13 protein-coding genes and 1 pseudogene are annotated in these 16301 nt (G+C 39.4%); 12 read left to right on the plus strand and 2 right to left on the minus strand.

What is annotated here, in order from left to right; genetic code table 11:
• Positions 1-87: 87 nt before the first annotated feature.
• Entirely contained in the window at positions 88-546 is a 459-nt protein-coding gene (locus tag AA0X95_RS04670) for a DUF523 domain-containing protein (protein WP_413305905.1), read from the minus strand.
• Between the two features lie 252 nt (positions 547-798).
• Between AA0X95_RS04670 and AA0X95_RS04675 the strand changes: the two genes are divergently transcribed.
• From AA0X95_RS04675 to dhaL, 12 genes and pseudogenes are all read left to right on the plus strand, one after another.
• Entirely contained in the window at positions 799-1824 is a 1026-nt protein-coding gene (locus AA0X95_RS04675; protein ID WP_413305908.1) for an STAS domain-containing protein, read from the plus strand.
• A 440-nt stretch (positions 1825-2264) separates the two neighbouring features.
• Positions 2265-3509, plus strand: a complete 1245-nt coding sequence (locus tag AA0X95_RS04680; RefSeq protein ID WP_413305910.1) for an ATP-binding protein — start codon at positions 2265-2267, stop codon at positions 3507-3509.
• A gap of 90 nt (positions 3510-3599) precedes the next feature.
• Positions 3600-4424: a hypothetical protein gene (locus AA0X95_RS04685; RefSeq protein WP_413305912.1), complete on the plus strand. Its 825-nt coding sequence runs from the start codon at positions 3600-3602 to the stop codon at positions 4422-4424.
• Between the two features lie 1615 nt (positions 4425-6039).
• Positions 6040-6476, plus strand: a pseudogene (locus tag AA0X95_RS04690) (transposase); the annotation flags it as partial.
• A gap of 471 nt (positions 6477-6947) precedes the next feature.
• Positions 6948-7853, plus strand: coding sequence for a dihydrodipicolinate synthase family protein (locus AA0X95_RS04695; RefSeq protein ID WP_413305914.1), 906 nt, complete (start codon positions 6948-6950; stop codon positions 7851-7853).
• A gap of 117 nt (positions 7854-7970) precedes the next feature.
• Positions 7971-8993, plus strand: a complete 1023-nt coding sequence (locus AA0X95_RS04700) for a LacI family DNA-binding transcriptional regulator (protein ID WP_413305916.1) — start codon at positions 7971-7973, stop codon at positions 8991-8993.
• A gap of 25 nt (positions 8994-9018) precedes the next feature.
• Entirely contained in the window at positions 9019-9933 is a 915-nt protein-coding gene (rbsK, locus tag AA0X95_RS04705; RefSeq protein WP_413305919.1) for a ribokinase, read from the plus strand.
• Positions 9934-9996: 63 nt separating this feature from the next.
• A complete protein-coding gene (locus AA0X95_RS04710; protein WP_413305922.1) occupies positions 9997-10992 on the plus strand; it encodes a tripartite tricarboxylate transporter substrate-binding protein in 996 nt (331 codons plus the stop codon).
• A 47-nt stretch (positions 10993-11039) separates the two neighbouring features.
• Positions 11040-11474 (plus strand): tripartite tricarboxylate transporter TctB family protein, encoded by a 435-nt coding sequence (locus tag AA0X95_RS04715; protein ID WP_413305925.1) that lies wholly within the window; start codon positions 11040-11042, stop codon positions 11472-11474.
• 15 nt (positions 11475-11489) lie between these two features.
• Positions 11490-12983: a tripartite tricarboxylate transporter permease gene (locus AA0X95_RS04720; RefSeq protein WP_413305927.1), complete on the plus strand. Its 1494-nt coding sequence runs from the start codon at positions 11490-11492 to the stop codon at positions 12981-12983.
• A gap of 25 nt (positions 12984-13008) precedes the next feature.
• Complete coding sequence (gene dhaK / locus AA0X95_RS04725) at positions 13009-14010, plus strand: dihydroxyacetone kinase subunit DhaK (protein WP_413305930.1); 1002 nt, start codon at positions 13009-13011, stop codon at positions 14008-14010.
• A gap of 21 nt (positions 14011-14031) precedes the next feature.
• On the plus strand, positions 14032-14670 hold the full coding sequence (gene dhaL / locus AA0X95_RS04730; protein ID WP_413305933.1) for a dihydroxyacetone kinase subunit DhaL: 639 nt from the start codon (positions 14032-14034) through the stop codon (positions 14668-14670).
• A 272-nt stretch (positions 14671-14942) separates the two neighbouring features.
• Here the strand turns inward: dhaL and AA0X95_RS04735 are convergent, their stop codons facing one another.
• Positions 14943-16145 carry an Ig-like domain-containing protein gene (locus AA0X95_RS04735; RefSeq protein WP_413305936.1) on the minus strand — a complete coding sequence of 401 codons (1203 nt, stop codon included), beginning with the start codon at positions 16143-16145 and terminating at the stop codon, positions 14943-14945.
• Positions 16146-16301 lie beyond the last annotated feature (156 nt).

Here is a 16301-nt window from a genome sequence, read left to right on the forward strand (position 1 = left end):
CCATATCCAATAGCCGGAAATTCTCCGCCAATGATTCGTGGAACTCTCGTGCCAGGCACGACACGAATTTTTTAAACGCGATTTGAACTAAAGGAGGATATCTGCAAATTGTTCTTCTGAAATTACTTTTAATCCATTTCTTTTTAGTAAAGCAGAAGTAACTCCCATCCCCATCATTTTGTTTCCGGTAAATTCACCGTTATATATGGTTGAGCTGCCGCAGGATGGGCTATTTTCCTTTAAAACTACCAAAGTCGCATGCAATTCTATAGCTTGTTCCAGGGTAGCATATGCTCCTTTTAGGTAAAGTTGGGTAACATCTTTACCTGATTTATCAACAACTTTAGCGTTTCCATCCAATACATCTTCCCCGTTTCCACCAATGATCTCAGCTGGTTCTCTAGGCGTTGTAAACCCACCAAGTAGTTCTGGACATATTGTAATAGCTTTATTTTCTTCTACCAATTTACTAATTTTATCATTTAAACAATTTGTCCCGTTATATCTCACATCTAACCCTGCTAAGCAGGAACTCACCAAAATCATTTACTAACCCCCTTCTGCTAAATCCTTTTAATTGAATTTTACTGGATTTTCGTGCCTGTCACCACCCGGATTTTGTCAAAGAGTGATAGGCTTTTAAATAGATTGAAATATTGTTGGAGTGCGGGGATGGAACTTGGAAAGTCTATTTAAATTCTTTATAATACAGATTGATAGAGTTTACCTTAATTTGGTTAAGTATACGAAGCCAAGAAAACTTACATATGGAAACTACAAGGGGGGACTGAGGATAAAATGACTAAAAATGAGGCTAAAATTAAAGTAAATAAAAATGAATTTGTTTGGGACAAAAAGGCAGGGTTATTTTTATTTGATGGTGCTCCCGCTCTTTTATTTTGGGACTCTGCAATCATGTTATTTCTTGAGACTATTGAAGAAGTGTCTGGTAAAGAGGCAAGCAGGACTGTGTTCGAGTCAACAGGCTACCGAATGGGACACCTTGTCACTTCCTACTACGAAGGACGAAATGATTATGAACAACTATTAGCAGACTACGGTGATATATACAGAAATGCCGGTTGGGGAAAATATGAGATTGTTGATTTTTCTTTTGAAGAAAAGACAGCCACCATCAGATTGATCAATAGCTGGGAACACAGGATATTTAAAGATAAAGAGAAAATGGATGCATCGATCATTTTACCAAGTCACTGGGCTGGTGTATTGGCAGGACTTTTCAAAGTGAATATGTGGTATAGGATTACCAAAAGACAATCTGAAGGATACGATTATGATGAAATTGAATATTTCCAGTCCAGTTTTACTCCATCTCAAAATATTCATGATTTAGCTCGAAGGAAAGAGCAGCAGAGTATTTTGGAATTGGAAGAAAAGGTAAATGAACGGACAAGGGAATTATCTGAATTAATAAAGGAATTATCTTCGCCGATCATTCCTGTTCTAAGTGGCATTCTGGTCATTCCAATGATAGGAAAATACAATGAAGAACGACTTAGAGACATAACGGAAAGTGCTTTATATGAGGTTTCAAAACAATGGGCGAGTTATCTGTTAATTGATGTTACAGGACTTTCAAACGCTGATGAATTGACAATCCATCATATTCAAAAATTAATCTCTGCTATTCGCTTGCTCGGAAGCGAATGTTGTATAGTGGGAATTTCACCAAAACTGAGCATGGAAATGTCTACCTCGCATATCAGGCTAAATGATGTAAAGACATTTTCTAATTTGCAGCAAGGTGTGGAGTTTGCCATCAGACAAACTGGTTACCAGCTTGTCCCGCTTAATAAAGAATAAAAAGTGGGGGGGCATTCAGGTGCCTGTCTAGGCTGAAGGTTGAATTCACGTGTTGGAAAAATAAACGGAAAAATTCCGCTTAAATTGGGAAATACCCTTATTTCCTTAAAAATAGGGGGAGTTTTTCCGCTTATATGATCAAAATCGTTGGTATTTTGTCTTATTTAGAGCAGTTAAGCGGAATTTCTCCGCTTATTTGTGCTTAATTTGCATCCTATATATACAATAGACGGAATTTCTCCGCTTATTTCTGTTTCTTAAGCTTCCTCTTTATATACTAGCCGGAAATTCTCCGCCTATGAATTCTCGTAAATCAACAATGAAGAGTAATAGAGCCTTATATTAATAAAATTCCACTATAATCCTTATTAATTTAGATTGTTGAAAGGATAGTAAAGTCTTAAAATAAAGGGATAATAACGTTTTTAGGCGGTGGCTCTGTGGAACTGGTTAGGGAGTTGTCCTTCAATCTTGCAATCATCATGCTTCTATTATTTATTTTTAATCTTTGGGTTGAACGGTACTATAAGAATTCCCTTCCAAAGGTTTTAGGTATTTTTGGGTTTCTCTTATCGATCATGATTTGTCTAATATTTTCAACAAGACATTATGGAGTCATGGTAGATTTAAGGCAAATCCCTATTCTGATAGGTGGGTTTTACTTTGGATTTGGGCCACTATTAACTTTCTTTTCGCTCCTTTTTAGAGGGGTGTTTTTTGGAATTGACAGTGCTTTTTGGAGCGTTCTACCGCTCTATATCCTTTTAGCCATTTGTTTAAAGGTTGCTCACCCGTGGTTCCTTAAGCAAAATGCAAAAAAGAGACTTTGCGTCGTGCTTAGCACTGCAGTGATCATGAACATGCTAATTTATATTGGTCTATTGATTACTGGACATTCGGCTAATGGACTTGAGGCTGTTATGATCACCACTATCATTGTGTGTATCGGTACCTGTATGATTTCCTACTTAATTGAGGAAATGAAACAAAATAAGTTTCTTACTGAACAAATGGTGAAGTCACAAAAAATTGAATTGGTCAGTCACATGAGTGCTGCTATCTCGCATGAGGTTCGGAATCCACTAACTGCTGTTAATGGTTTTTTACAGCTTGCTTTAGAAGATTCAAAAATGGAAGACAATACGAGGGGTTATATTAATATCGCTTTGACAGAACTTCATGCTGCTGAACAAGTGATAAAGGATTATTTAACAGTTGGACAACCATCTTTGCAGACAATTGAGAGGTTTGATCCCACTGAAGAACTGAGAAAGATTATTAAATCCTTACAACCAATGGCAAATATGAATTCAGTTGAGCTGAACATGGAGACCCTTCATCCTTGTTTCATCCTCGGTGATAAAAATCGATTTCGTCAATGCTTCCTAAATATAGTAAAGAATTGTATAGAGGCTATGCCAAATGGCGGAAGGTTATGTATTGATAGTGAAGTATTTAATAACGAAGTGAAAATACAGATTACGGATTCTGGGATTGGTATGACACAAGAACAGATTAACCGATTAGGAGAGCCCTATTTTTCTACAAAAGGAAAAAAAGGAACAGGTCTTGGACTTATGGTCTCATTTAGTATTATTCGGGAGCTAAAAGGCACGATAAAAATTAAAAGTACAGTAGGAAAAGGAACCGTTTTTGTCGTCACCCTTCCTGTTGTAAGTAAGTAGATGGGGGACAGTCCCCCAGCGCTTTAACGCGCCGGGGGACTGTCCCTGATTCACCTATTATTCATTTGCCCATAAACTGAAGGTGGGGGGATGAATGTGTTACTACGGAATCAAACGGACCCAGCTGTCTATCATCAAAAATATTTTCGTCCATCTAGGTTACCAGCTTTAAATTTAAGATTTACCACTTCAGAGTTCTTACAGCCGTTTGTTGAAAAAACACACGACCAAATTCAGGTGCCTGTAGAATGGACTAAGACCCCTGAAGACACTCTTCTCAATTATTTTAGTATTTTGCGAGAAGCTGAAAACTTGGGAGGGCGAAGCTGCGGGACGGTTGGCCATGCACGAACGCCATTTCCACTGGCCTACAATTTTTTATCTAAAGCGTATCAAAAAAAGTTAACTTATGAAGTCTATTTTGATTCGTTTACTGGGATTGGGCATACGAGTTTGATCAAGCTTTGTCGCGTGCCAGATGGAAAACGAGGCATACGTTTTTTTTATGAGATTGAAACCATTGAAGGATTCGAGGGTAAGAGAGCGGAGTATTTTGGTTATTCTTACGGATTTATTCAGCTGGTTCACGGACAAGAAGGGTATCGGATTGCAGATTTGCAGCAGTTTCCAGAGGATTTTCTATGCGCACCGTACCATCTTTGGCAGCATGATGCTGAATCAGTGATTGATATTAAATATGGATATTGGTGCAAGTTGGTGCAGAAAAGATACCCAACGATGAAAAATGGTTATGTTAAGCATATTTACTTTCACGGTACCGATGGCGCTGATTACCATTTTATATTTTTTACATTAACAAATGGAACAGACATCGAAATCGCACAATTTCGCAAAATAGCCGGTCAAAAATGGAAACAGGTAAAAATGAAGCCGGAAGAAGAGTGTTTAACGTGACCATGGGGACGGTTCTGGTGGTTTTTTTCATAAGGATTGGCGCCGTTTCTCGACAATCTTTTGGCTGGTTTTGCAGCAAGAATTCAATGCTTTCATGGGATCTACCTACTACTAACCAAACGTTTGTTTAGTTTCGAATAAGAGGGAGGAAGAGAGAAGAATGTCGTTTTAAGAAAAGAGACTAGTTTATTGTGGAATAGAAGAGAAAATTTGCGGGTAGGGTGGCGACATTTTTTTTATTCTATTCTGGATGGAAAGGGCATAATATTGGGATTTTTCACTTTTTAAACAAACGATTGAATAGTATAGCCTATTGGATGCCCGTGCCTGTCACCGCCCGAAAAATCTTGTTTCACAGATTCTGTTCCACAAGATGGATGCTCGGTGCCAAGGGGACGGTTCTGGTGGTTTCTTTTGTGGGGCATAGAAAATCGTCCCTGTGGTTTCGTAACAATGAAAGATAAGAAAGAATATTGTTGTGTCCCATCACAGTCTTTGATACTGTGGAATTTTTTATGGGGGAGTGGGTGTAGTTTAGTAGTTGGCGAGTAAAATGGGGATAGTGACGAGTAAAGGGAGAAGGTTGACGAGTAATCATAAATTTAGACGAGTAAACCTCCGAAAGTGACGAGTAAGGAGTCCAAGTGGACGGTTTCCGTTTATGTTTTCTCAGTAGATGCATCCAGCTCTCGACAATCTTTTTTCTATTTTTACAACAAGAATACAGTGTTATCAAGGACCTTACTACTTCTAATCAAACGTTTGGTTAATATCGAATGAGAGGAGATACACGAGAAAAAGTCGTTTATAGAGAAAAGACTAGTATTTTGTTGATTAGAGGCAAAATTGCGAGTAGGATACCGACATTCTTTTTATTCCTTTCTGGATGGAAAGCGTATGATAGCGGAGATAATGCCCTTTTTAACCAAACGATTGATTAGTATAGCATATAGGGAAAACAGTAAAATCATGGAGAAAGAGACGGTTCTTGAGGTAGAAAAAACCATGAGAACCGTCCCTGTGGTTTTCCTGAGGTTTGTGGTTCATCATTCTTAGAAATAAAAGAATAATGAAATTGCTTGTTTGAGACTATGTATGAACGGTTTGAGGACGATAGTAAACATGATTAAAGTAATCCTAGTATAGCATTAACCCCAAATTTCATTTACGTTCCTCCTTGTAATGACAGTATTCTTGGGGTAAGTATAAACCTTGTTTGTAAACTCAATATTGTTGAAAAGTAAAAGATCTGTATATTTACTGTTAATGAACGGTTCGAAACAAAAAAACATACACCAAAGGGACGGTTCTAGTGATAAGGTTGATAGTAATCATCACACCTTCCATGCCTCTAAAGATCCCCTCAAACACTTACCCCTTTTTACCCCTATCGTTCATCCCTTTATCCTTTTTTATCTTTACTATCCCATTTATTCTATTACTCTATGAATAACACATCATCCCACCCAAGAATATGGATTCCTACACATTTGCTTACCTATTTTCTTTACCCGTCAATAGCTAGCATCAAAATAGTAAAAAGATAGTTTACCATAAACCATTTTTAGGAGGAATGTAAGTATGACAGTACGGGTTCCTGTGCCTGTCACCACCCGGAATGAAGGAGAAGTTCCCCGCCAAAACAATGACGGATGTACTAGAGGACGAAATCAACTATTCTCAGGAGTTAATCCATGTAATAGAGAAGGAAGAAAACCTCATTCAGTATCCAAAGGTTAATGAACAATTAAATCTTCTGAAAGAAACGTTGGAGGATGATATTGATCGACTTCAGAGTTCGAAGGACCAGGATGCCATAGTTGGTCATAAGACACACCTTGCTTTAAGTGAAGAAAGAATCATCACTGCAGCGGTTATTACAACCGGTGAAAAAAATGATGGCAAACAACTTCAAACTTCATTGAGAAAAGTAAGGAAGCAGGCATAAAAGTTGAAACAGTTATTGGCGATGCTGCTTATTCAGAAAAGGAAAATATCATTTACACCGCTGAAAACGATATTAAATTGGTATCCAAATTAAATCCAAATATTTTGTAAACTTTTTATCGTTGCAGATAAGAAGTAATCGGTAGGTATCCGGTGGCTGGGCCGCGTCTAACTCCAAGTATAGCTGCCTTGGGCTCCTATTTGTGTTAAAAACAGAATACAAATTTTTATACCAATACGAAATTTAAATGAAGAATATTTAAAAAATTTAAAAAATATATTGTAATTAAAAAAAGAAGAAATTATAATCAGAAATAGGAAAACGTTTTACTATGTGAAACTCTTCGTTGTTAGGTAATTGTAAGCGTTGCATTGGATATTAATCAATAAAAAATGAAACGTTTTACCATTCTAGTTGTAAATAGGCATCTAGATTAATGATTTTGCTAATTATCATTGAAAAATTAGCAGAAATAAGGCGGATTTTGGCAAGATAATAGCATTCCTTTAGTGAAACGTTTTAATGAATTTCCAAGTAGAAAAAGTATTTTACATTTAACACAAGGAGATGATCATTTGAAGCATTTATATGGTGTAACTACAGCAATGGTAACCCCTTTTAATCAAAAAGGTGAAGTAGAGCTAGGTTTGGTTGAAAATTTAACTGAGTTTTTAATTTCGAAGGGTGTACATTGTTTGTATCCTTTGGGTACAACAGGGGAAATGTTAAGGCTTAGTGTTGAGGAGCGAAAAGCAGTTGCAGAGACCGTTGTGGGAAAGGCGAATGGCAGAGTCACTGTTTATATTCATGTCGGTGCAATGACTCAAGAGGAGACGATTGAGCTAGCGAGACATGCTCATTACATAGGCGCTGATGGTATAGGGGTAGTTACACCTGTATTCTTTAATGCCGATGATCGAGAACTTGAGGAGTATTTTGTAAAAGTTGCCTCAAGTGTTCCTGAAGATTTTCCAGTTTATTTGTATAATATCCCGCAATGCGCAAGCAATGATTTAACCACCCAGGTAGCGCAGAATATTGCCAACCACTGCAAAAATGTAATCGGTATCAAATACAGCTATCCGGATTTCTTAAGAACCAATGAATACTTAAACATTAATGAGGGTGAATTCTCCGTCGTACCCGGAACCGACAGGTTGTTCCTTGCAGGATTAGCGATGGGGTGTGAAGGGGTTGTGTCAGGCGTTTCCTGTGTCTATCCTGAGCCATTTATCGAAATCTATAACGCGTTTACGGAAAATAATCTCGAAAAAGCAAGGAAGTATCAAAAAATAGCGGTTCAGTATTGTGAAACATTAAAAAATGGCGGCAATATGGCTTATTTTAAAGCAGCACTTGAAATGAGAGGGATCAATGTTGGGTATATGAAAGCCCCTCAATTAAATCTAACGGAATCTGAAAAAGAGGTACTTAAAGAAAAACTAAATGAAATCAGCAGCCGTTTTTCAATAGTAATCTAAATTTTTTGAAATGAATGAGACATCGTAAGATTCCGGGTTCGTGTTTTTTCGTAAAAAGCTATAATTTGATTAGGTAAATAGTCGTTATAGCCTAATTTTTTTGAACTTGGAGGCCGCATGGAAAAAGTAACAATCAAAGACGTAGCAAGAGAAGCGGGAGTATCAATCGGCACTGTATCAAAGGTGCTAAATAATAAAGGTTATGTGAGCAAGGAGACTCGCTCAAAAGTATTAGAAATTATTGAATTACTAAAATATCAGGTCAATGCAAATGCACGAAGCTTAAAGGCAGTAAGAACGAAGAAGGTTGGAATGATTGTATCAGACATTTCTAACCCGTATATCATGTCCATAGCTAAAACAATTGAGAGTACGCTTCGACCGATTGGCTGCCATATGTTGATTATGAGCCATAATGAAAATGAAGAAACGGAAAGGGAATTAATCCAATTAATTCTTGAACAGCGGGTCGAAGCTCTTGTTTTGATCCCGACTGGCGGAAATCCAGAATTGGTTCAGTTTGTTATTAATCAAAAAATACCTGTCATTTTAGTAGATAAAAAGATAGAAGGCATAACAACCGATTTAATTGTGGATGACAATTACTATGGTTCCTACGAATCGATTTCCTACCTGAATTCATTAGGTCATGAACGAATAGGGGTTATCTATGGTCTTACTAAAAACTCAGTTGGTAAGGAAAGGTTAGAAGGAGCATTAGATGCGATTAAAACGTTTCAATGTTCCAATGACAGCAGCTTGATTAAGCCTGGTGAATTCAATGCAGAAAGTGCATATGAAGCAGCAACAGAATTGTTGCTTCTGCCTAATCCGCCAACCGCTATTTATAGTTGCAATAATACGATGACAATAGGACTTCTTAAAGCCACCAATGAACAAGGGCTTAAAATCCCGGAAGATATTTCTATTATTGCTTTTGGTGATGCTTCGCAGTGGGAATTAATCCAACCGCCATTAACCTTGATGACTCAACCTTTGAAAAGAATTGGTGTAGAATCGGCCATTCTTCTCAAAAATCGAATAACAATGGACGAGGACTTTTCACCAAAACAAATCATTATTAAACCTGAATTGCAAATCCGGAGTTCTTGTTCGAAACCGAGAGTCACTATTAAATAATACTAATTAAAAAGGCTGAAGAATCATGGATACCAATGTGTATAAACCAAAAGTAACAGTGGTTGGAAGCGTTAACATGGACTTGGTGGTGGAAGCAACCAGGTTTCCTATTAAAGGTGAAACGATCCTTGGAAAAAGCTTTAAGCAGTTTCCTGGGGGAAAAGGAGCAAACCAAGCTGTAGCTGCAGCAAGGCTAGGTGCCGATGTATCGTTTATCGGCTGCATAGGAAATGATGCATTTGGCTCCGGATTAAAGAGTCAATTAGTAAAGGAAAACATCCATGTTAACGGACTTTTTACAACCCCTGAAGAGCCTACAGGCATTGCTCAAATAACCATTTCTGAGGAAGATAACACCATTATTGTTATCTCTGGTGCCAATTATCAACTAACCAAGGAATGGGTTGAAAAAAATCGTTCATTAATTACAGAAGCTGATGTGGTCTTAACTCAATTAGAAATTCCAGTTGAGATTGTAGAACAGGTGGTGGGAATAGCTTATGAGAACAATGTTCCGGTTATTTTAAATCCAGCTCCAGCTCAAATTTTATCAACGAATCTATTAAATAAAATAACCTATCTTACTCCTAATGAAAGTGAGTTATCGCTTTTAACCATGATGAGTGGGGAAGATATCCCTGAAAAAATAGAAGTGTTACAGAGAAAAGGTGTTAAAAATGTGGTTGTCACAAGGGGAGCCAAGGGAGTTGCCTTCAAAAGGATGAACGATAATCAAGTCACCTACAAAGAAAGCAGGAAAGTAGATGTCGTTGATAGCACAGGTGCAGGTGATACTTTTAACGGTGCTTTGGCAGTAGGAATTGGCTTGGGCAAACCATTAAAAGATGCCATTGAATTTTCAATAAAGGTGGCAGCGCTTTCTGTAACAAAATTAGGTGCTCAGTCAGGATTGCCTTATTTACATGAATTATATGAATAGCATTTTAACAGATTGATAAATTGATAAAACAATAACAAAGGACTTTAAGGAGGACGGATAAAAATGAAAAAATGGCTTGTTGTAGTAGTAGCGTTATGTATGGTTTTACTGGGAGCCTGCAGCAGTTCCAAATCGAATCAGGCATCAGGGTCAGAAGCAAAAAAGAAGAAAGGATCCGATTATCCTACTAAACAAATCGAATTAGTGGTTCCTTATGCTCCTGGTGGTGCTTCTGATATGGTTTCTCGTACAGTTGGTTCTTACTTGGAAAAAGATTTAGGTGTACCTGTAGTGCCTGTTAATAAGACGGGTGGTACTGGAGCTGTTGGAATGTCTTATGTTGAAGGAAAGAATCCAGACGGATATACGATTGGATATGTGCCGGTTGAAATGACGATGGTTAAAGCTCTAGGCTTTGCTGACATTGAACCAGGAAAATTCGACATGCTAGGAAGAGCGATTGTGATTCCGGCGGCGATCACTGTACCTGCTGATGCTCCTTATAATACCATTGAAGAATTTATTAAGTATGCAAAAGAGAATCCAGGCAAAGTACGTGTTGGAAATTCCGGTACAGGCTCTATCTGGCATATTGCTGCCGCTGGTTTGGCAGAGAAAACTGGCGCAGAATTTAAATATGTACCATTTGAAGGAGCTGCCCCTGCTGTTGCGGCATTAATGGGCGGCCACATTGAAGCTGTTTCTGTCAGTCCATCCGAAGTCAAAGCGGGAGTAGATGGTGGAAAACTCAAGATTCTAGCTGTAATGAGTAAAGATCGTGATGCTACGTTTAAAGATGTTCCGACGTTAATTGAATCTGGGATTGACCTTGAAATTGCTGCTTGGGGTGGCTTTGTCGTTCCAAAAGGCACACCAGCTGATGTGAAAACGAAATTAGAAGAGTCGGTTAAAAAAGCAGTAGAATCTGACGAATTCAAAAAAGTGGCTGGCGAAAGAGGCTTAAATCCATCCCATCTTTCTGCTGAAGAATTTACTAAATTTGCGAACGATCAATTTAAATTCTTCGGAGAATTAATTCCGAAAATGCAACTGAAATAAACCTGATTTTACATCACCTAAAATAAGAGAAGAGGGTGAGACCTCGAATGAAAATTGCTAATATGATATTCCATGTTATTCTTATCGCGGTATCGTTGTTTTTCTTTAAGGAAAGTTTATCCTTTCCTAAAGGTGACGGTCTAGGCGGGTTAAGCCCCGCCTTTTTCCCTCAATTAATGTTAATTCTTGTGATTGTATTTAGTGCCTATGATTTAATTGTTTCTTTTTTAAAAAAGGAAAACGCTCGTTTTTTTGAAGGTGTTACCGGGAAAATGGCGGTTAGCTTTGGTGTTGTTTTTGGCAGCATGTTGCTCATGATTTTCCTTTTGGGGAAGTTACCATTTATCCTTATTGCGGCAGTTATGTTATTTATCCAATGTATGATTCTAAAGCTTAAGCTGGGTACGTCATTGGTGACATCGGTTGTTTTGAGTGTTTCCATTTATCTTATTTTTGTAAAAGGATTTAATGTTCTTCTGTAAGGAGGTGGATATGAAATGTTAGAAGCTATCATGCAATCGCTTCAACCTATGGTTTTATTATATATGATCATCGGTGTTGTATTAGGAATTTTTATTGGAGCATTACCTGGATTAACTGCAACCATGGGGGTTGCGATTCTAATTCCTTTAACCTTTTGGCTGCAGCCGGCAGAAGGATTAGCAATGTTAATTGCGATTTACTGTTCCGCTATTTTTGCCGGCGGTGTTCCAGCTATATTAATCAATGCTCCTGGTACTCCAGCCTCAATGGCCTCAGCTTGGGATGGCTATGCCATGAACAAACAGGGAAAGACAGGGCTGGCGCTGGGGATTAATGCCATCTATTCTGCTTTAGGTGGAATTGTCAGTACCCTCTTCCTTTTAGTTGCGGCCTTCCCTATTTCGAAGATAGCGTTAAGTTTCGGCCCTCCTGAATATTTTGCTTTGGCAGTATTCGGACTAACGATGATGATCAGTGTCTCCGGTAAGTCCATTACAAAAGGACTCATCATGGGGTTTCTCGGTCTGTTTATCGCGACAATTGGTTTAGACCCAATGCTGTCATTTCCACGATTCACCTTTGGGAGCACCACTTTATTAGAGGGAATTGACTTCATCCCGATTATGATTGGATTATTTGGTTTAGCAGAGGTTCTATCGCAAATCATTGAATCTAGTAAGACAGATAAAGTGGAAAAGAAAAAAATTGGTCGGATTCTTCCTAATAAAGAAGAACGGAAATTGATGAGGAAACCATTCTGGCTTTCTACAGCGATATCCACAATTATTGGTGCCATACCTGGAGCCGGCGGTGATATCGCGTCTATCATCAGCTGGGAGCAAAGTAAACGCCTTTCGAAGAAAAAGGACGAGTTTGGAAAAGGTTCAATCGAAGGTCTATGTGCCAGCAGTACAGCAAACAATGCCGTTATCGGCGGAGCATTTACCACGATGCTTACATTGGGGTTGCCGGGAGATAGTGTTACTGCCATTTTAATCGGAGCCCTGATGATGTACGGAATGCAGCCCGGCCCGACTCTTTTTACCGACCATATTGATTTTGTTTATATCATTATCTGTTTATTATTTATCGCCAATGTCATTGTTCTGCTTGTCGGTGTATTAGGGGCGAATCTGTTTTCAAGAATCATGTTAATCAGGCAAGAAATTATCTGGGTTTCCGTTATTCTGTTTAGTATCGTTGGATCTTACGCGCTGAATAACTCTTTCTTTGATGTTTGGGTAATGGCAGTGAGCGGGGTGCTGGGTGTTGTTTTTAGAAAGCTGGATTTCCCTTTAGGTCCGCTGATTTTGGCTTTGATTTTAGGTCCGATGGCTGAGTCGAATCTGCGACGTTCATTATCGATGAGCTTAGATGGCACAGCCGCCTACTTTATGACTAGACCAATCACGGTGGCATTACTTGCTTTAGCGATTATCTCGCTGGTTTTACCGTTTATCAAAAAAGTATTTTTTAAGCCGAAGAATAGAAATCACATGGATGTATGAAGATTGATAGTAGGAGGGGAAAAGTGTGAAAAAATTTATTAATATGCCGGAAAACGTTGTTACTGAAATGTTAGAAGGCTTACTTGCCGCCCATCCGGATTTATTGAAGTCAGTAGAGAATAATAGCAAGAATCTTGTGAGAAAAGATGCGCCTGTTCAAAATAAGGTGGCGATTATTTCTGGCGGCGGTTCAGGGCATTTGCCGCTTTTCTTAGGCTATATCGGCAAAGGGATGCTCGATGGAGTCGCGGTCGGAGAAATTTTTGCTTCGCCAAGTTCGAAGCAAATACTAGATGTAACCAAGGCAGTAGATAGCGGTAAAGGGGTTCTTTATTTATATGGTAATTATGGCGGAGACATCATGAATTTTGATATGGCCGCAGAAATGGCCGAAATGGAAGGAATTCAAACAGCAACTGTGATCGGCACGGATGATGTGGCATCCATGCCAAAGGGACAGGAGAGCGAAAGAAGAGGCGTGGCCGGCTTATTTTACTTATATAAAATTGCTGCAGCCAAAGCCGAAGAGGGAGCCTCTCTTGAGGAAGTAGTGGAAATTGCGCAGTTTACGAATAATAATGTCCGAACGATGGGAGTCGCCTTAAGTCCTTGTACGTTGCCTGAAGTTGGGAAACCGACCTTTACCATTGAAGAGGGAAAAATGGAACTAGGAATGGGTATTCATGGTGAACCTGGCTATTATAAAGGAGATATACAAACTGCCGATGAAGTGGCGGAAACAATTGTTTCGAAGATTTATGACGATTTAGTGCTCGAGGAAGGCAGTAAGGTCTCTGTGCTAGTGAACGGGCTAGGCGCTACTCCTTTAGAAGAGTTATATATTATTTTCCGTAAAGTGAAAAATGTATTGGAAGAAAAGAAGGTTTCGCTTCATAGAGCTTATGTCGGAGAATATGCAACCTCTTTGGAAATGGCCGGTCTATCGGTCTCTGTCCTAAAATTAAATGATGAACTGGAAAGGCTGTTAGATCAACCTTTCGTCACGCCATTCCATGTGCAGCCTTAGGAAGAGCAGGAGGGATTTCTTATGAGGAATACATTACAGTCTGATGATATTATGGGGATTTTGTCTTCAATTAAAGATCTAATGGAAGAAAATAAGGATTACCTATGTGAATTGGATGCTGCCCTTGGGGATGGCGATATTGGCCTTACGGTTTCAAAAGGTTTTAAAGCGATTGCGGAGGAAGTGGCTCCATTAGAGATTTCTGATATGGGGCTACTCTTTAAGAAAAGCGGTTTTGTCCTTGCTGAAGCTGTTCCTTCTACCATTGGCACGATTTTAGCTTCGGCTTTCATGCAAGCGGGCAATGGGTTGAAAGGGAAAAACGCCTTGGAAACGGCGGATTTGGCTACGCTTTTCGAAGGTATGATTGAAGGTATCCGAAAACGCGGTAAAGCTTCCTTTGGAGATAAAACCATTCTTGATTCACTATATCCGGCATTAGAGGCGTTGAAAGAGGCATCAAAAAACGGGCTTTCGCTGCAAGAATCCATTAGACTTGCCTATGTTGAGGCGCAAAATGGTGCTGAACGGACGAAAGAAATGCAATCTAGACATGGGAGAGCGGTAAGATATTTCGAAAATTCGATAGGACATCAGGATCCAGGAGCAACAGTTGGTGCGCTCATTATAAAAGGATTCAATGTTTATTTGAATAAGTAGAGTAGACAGGGGTAACGCGTCGGAAGCAAAAGGGTGGTTCTCATAAACTTTGACAACCATCACCCTGACGGTAGAGGTTGCATGGAAAGAGGTGCTAGAACACTTCTCTCTTTTTATTATATGTCAATTATATACAAAATCATTCCCACTTAAAAGCGGAAGAAAAAATTCCGGTGTCTGTTCCCTCCCGCGCCGTACGAAGCCAGCGGGGTTGGGGACAGTCCCCCACCGCTTTAACGCAGTGGGGGACTGTCCCCGTTATTTTGTCCCTGTTATCTTAATGACCCGTTTTTGTCGAAGTAGTAGGTTGTGCCTAATATTCGATAGGATCCGGTGACCATAGCTCCGTTTGGTTGAAGGAAGTACCAATGACCGTTGTAGAAGAACCTGCCGGTAAGCATGTCCCCGAAGATTTGGAGATAGTACCATTTGTTATTGACGTTCACCCATCCAGTTGCCATTGCCCCGCTATTTTTTAAATAGTACCAGGAACCTTTGTATCTGATCCAGCCGGTTTGCATAACCCCGTCATTATTGGAGAAGTACCAGGTGCTGCCGACTTTGTACCAGCCGGTCTTTTTCACATAGGTAACGGGATCGTAGTAGTACCAGTACCCATTTTCCAATGACCAACCGGGCTTTCCCCTCACGACTTGAACGGTTGTTGGGTCGCTCTTATTACCTTCCCAGTCTACTGCAATAATAGTTAGGACGGTGCCCGCCTTTTGTGTAGTGATGGTAATCGAGAACTTTTTATCTGATCCAGCCCGGCCTGTGCTAATGATGTCCCCGTTTACGACGACATCAACGGTTGCTCCAGGTTCTGTGGTACCTTGCACGACTGTAACCCGGTCGGTAACCTCATTGACAACTGGTTTTTCAGGTTCGGTTTGGTCCGGGAGAATGGTAAATTGCCCCGAAGATAAATCCACGCTATCCGCCCTTACCCTTGTTATGTTGTCGTTCATGTCTTTTGTTTCAATGGAATCGACCTTCCAGCTACCAGCTTTGGTATTGCTATGAATGAGAAAATCTCCTGTAACAGTTGAACCAGTTGAACCGTTAAGTGTGAGCGGGACCGCTATTTTTGTTTTTGTTATTAGTGAGAGATAATAGACCACTGCATCCTGCAAATGGGTATCATCTGTTGCATGTAGTGTTAAATGAATGGTTTGGTCGGCTTCTATCAATTCCATTACTTTTTTATCAACTGTTAAATTGGTGAATACTGGTGGATTGTTCTCTGTATATACATGAAATTCTCCCTTCGCCAGGGCCTCTTTGTCCCAGACCAGGAGATCATTTTCAGATGTATCTCTAACTAGTATATGATCGAATTTGTAGGTACCTGCTTCTACATTGGTCGAGACCTCGAAAGTTGCTTCATAGGCTCCTGTTTCTTGATTATATCTACAGGTTATAGCTTCCAATCTATTTGTAATGGGTGTACGGTAATAGGCCAGTATCCTCGACATTCTTTTTCTGTGTTTTTGGTCAGGAACGTGTACAGGGAGCGGTTCGCGGTCCTTTTAATTAAACTTTAGTTAGTATAGCGGATAATGGAAATAGGAGAAATTTGTAGGATTGTAGGATAGTAACGAGGGTAGGGGGTCCAAAATATGCAAGGTTTT

The sequence above is a fragment of the Neobacillus phoenicis genome, from assembly GCF_047302305.1.
In the GTDB taxonomy this organism is placed as follows: Bacteria; Bacillota; Bacilli; order Bacillales; family Cytobacillaceae; genus Neobacillus.